At 67.0% G+C, this 279-nt stretch carries 1 protein-coding gene; it reads right to left on the bottom strand.

Going from position 1 to position 279, the window contains the following annotated elements:
- The coding region (locus SB719_RS19660) for a hypothetical protein (protein WP_412159665.1) at positions 1-279 on the bottom strand (279 nt) is incomplete at both ends.

Raw genomic sequence — 279 nt, 5'->3', positions numbered from 1 at the left:
CGTCAACCCGAGCCGTTCACCGACGTGACCACGGACCAGGGTCAGCCCGTCGGCCCGCGAAGCGGTCAGTGTGAGCTGCCGGCCAGCACCCAGACTGAACACTCGACGCTCCCTGCCGCCCGCCCACGATGTGTCTCGGATGAGCGCGAACTCGTCCGGAAAGTCTGCGGCCACAGCGGCGAACCCGTGACTCATGTACACGACACCGTCATGTGCCTCATCGAAGAGGATCAGTAGGCCGCCGTCCTCGGTGAGCCCCCGCTCAAGCGCGGCACGGAC

The organism is Pantoea sp. SIMBA_079, from assembly GCF_046940275.1.
Taxonomy (GTDB): domain Bacteria; phylum Pseudomonadota; class Gammaproteobacteria; order Enterobacterales; family Enterobacteriaceae; genus Pantoea; species Pantoea borealis.
This window is presented reverse-complemented; position numbering and strand designations above follow the sequence as displayed.